This is a genomic window from Anaerococcus porci, assembly GCF_034090325.1.
In the GTDB taxonomy this organism is placed as follows: Bacteria; Bacillota; Clostridia; order Tissierellales; family Peptoniphilaceae; genus Anaerococcus; species Anaerococcus porci.
The window spans coordinates 1-2,274 of record NZ_JAXDSU010000004.1 but is presented as its reverse complement, the minus strand read 5'-3'; the positions used below and the strand labels follow the sequence as shown (position 1 = coordinate 2,274).

3 protein-coding genes are annotated in these 2,274 nt (G+C 26.4%); all 3 read right to left on the bottom strand.

Features of this window, described 5'->3' with window-relative positions:
* Positions 1-313: hypothetical protein (locus SOR60_RS00600; RefSeq protein WP_320594947.1), on the bottom strand; the 313-nt coding region annotated here is incomplete at its 3' end.
* A 628-nt stretch (positions 314-941) separates the two neighbouring features.
* On the bottom strand, positions 942-1,559 hold the full coding sequence (locus tag SOR60_RS00595; protein WP_320594946.1) for an SAP domain-containing protein: 618 nt from the start codon (positions 1,557-1,559) through the stop codon (positions 942-944).
* A 201-nt stretch (positions 1,560-1,760) separates the two neighbouring features.
* Positions 1,761-1,970, bottom strand: coding sequence for a terminase TerL endonuclease subunit (locus SOR60_RS10570; protein WP_462676499.1), 210 nt, complete (start codon positions 1,968-1,970; stop codon positions 1,761-1,763).
* Positions 1,971-2,274 lie beyond the last annotated feature (304 nt).

Below are 2,274 nucleotides of genomic sequence, written 5' to 3'. Positions count from 1 at the left end.
TAGGAACTAACAAATAAATGTAAGGGATTTTCATTATTTTTCTCAAAAACTTAGCTCTAGGATAAACCTCTGTTTCATTAAAAATATTTCCTGTTTTTTCAAGAGAATCTATTTCTTTCTCTTTCAATGTTTTATATATTGCTATCATTGGAAAAATTCTATTATAGCAATGAATTATATTGTCTTTTGAAACAATTTCTTTAAAAAGTAATTCTTCAAATATTTTTTTTGAAATTAAATATTCTTCTTTTAATAAATATTTTTTATAAACATTGAATTTTTCTAATGCTTTTCTTTTTTCTTTCTCACTCATATGATTCTCCTGTTTATATGATAAGTATTATCATTATTATATCACTTATTCTTTATACACTCTATCAAAATCATTCAGAGTCGCTACTTTCTTATATTTAAAGTTATCTTTTCTTTTTCATGTATAAAGATCATTGACTAGACCAATTGTTAACAAAAATGAATTATATACGAAAAGATCAAATTCAATTTCCTTTAAAATAATTAAGAGTGTGATCATAAAGCTTTTTATTGTTCTTACTTCTTCTAAGAATTTCCCCCATTTTAATACTTAGTCCCTATAATTTAATTAAAAGATATAGGATTTGATAAATAAAATAAGAATTTTCTTTTCTATATAGATGCAAGGAAAGTCCAGCCAATATCTCTGCTAGAACTCTCACACAAGAATAAACTGCTGTCATTTGCATAACAATAAATTCATTGACATTTCTTCCAACACTTGTTCTTCCAAATAAAAAGAAGATGAAGAAATTCTCTCCCCGTATTTTGCTTTGTATCTTGATTTAAATATTCTATTTAAAATTTCTATATTAACATCTTCTTAAAATTAGGTATAAAAATAGCACCTACTTACTGTAGATGCTTAAAGAAATTGCTTAATACTAAACTTTATAACTTTGCATTGTTTATTTGTGATATTCTTTTATTTTATCTGCATATTCTGTTAGAAGTTTTTTTGAGTAGTTTTTATTATTCTTAGATTCTCTAACTTTTTTCCAAAGGATAGAGGCTACTTTCATCTTATCAGAATAATCAGAGCTACATTTATCCGAACAAAAATCTTTCAAAAATTGATTCCATTGACAAACAGAGCTATCATACTTTGCATAATCTGATTCTCCATAATATACATTCAACATATCTTGAATTGTAAAATTTAAATCATTTTCACTTTGAACTTTTCTCCAAGCAGTTGCCATATCAGCATTAAATTTAAAATGACTAACCCTTGTTATCATTGAAAAATATTCTCTAAATTTTTGATTAAATGAAAATCCACATTTAAGTAGTGGTGTATTTAAAGTTATTATATCTATTTCCTTTTTGCTTGCTTTCCTTAAAAATTTTTCCACTCTATTTCCCTTGAAATATTCTTCTATAATTTTATTCAGTTCCTTTTTTGTACCTCTATATTCTAGTCCAAGAGATTTACAAATTTTTGAAAGTTCTTCTTGATACCAATAATATTTATTAAATTCTTCAAACGTTTTTATCTCTTTAAAATCCGGTCTACTTTCCCCCATATAATCACCTTTATAACATCTCATATATCTATTTTGTCTATTATACTCAGATTAAAAAATAATTAACCCCCTATCATCATACACAAATTCACTCATCTCATTACCACACCTAGTAGCCTATCAAGTAGCATAATGGTATTAATACTACGTCAATCTTTTCTGTAGATTTCTCTTTATCTGCTTTTATGTTCCCAGCTGAATCTATTCGTACGAAGATATTACCATAATCAATCTAAGGATCAGATTTTCACCATGAGCTATTTTTCTTTCAAGAGTGAGTTTCATTAGTTCTTTCATAGGAGGGCTCATATCTTTAAAACCTTGTCCAAAGAAAACGACAGTAAATCCCATATCTTCAAAGTTTTGAACCGTCTGTACCGCTCTCCAGCTGTCAAAGGCGATTTCTTTTATATTATATTTCTATCCTAAATCTTCTATAAAATTTTCTATAAATCCATAGTGGACTACATTACCTTCAATAGTTTTATGTTAATCTATGTATTAGATTGTTTTAAAGAAGTCTGCAACCTGCTAGTATCTCACCAATTTCAACAGTTATTCCTTTATTCTATTTGCCAATATCTCACCTATTAATTTTGAACATGAAAAAACTCAGATTTCTGAGTTTTTCAAATTATAGCATACATTCTTATATTACTTTATATTTAAAGTCCATTTCTTACATGTAAAAGAAATGAATAAATTCCTGGAATTA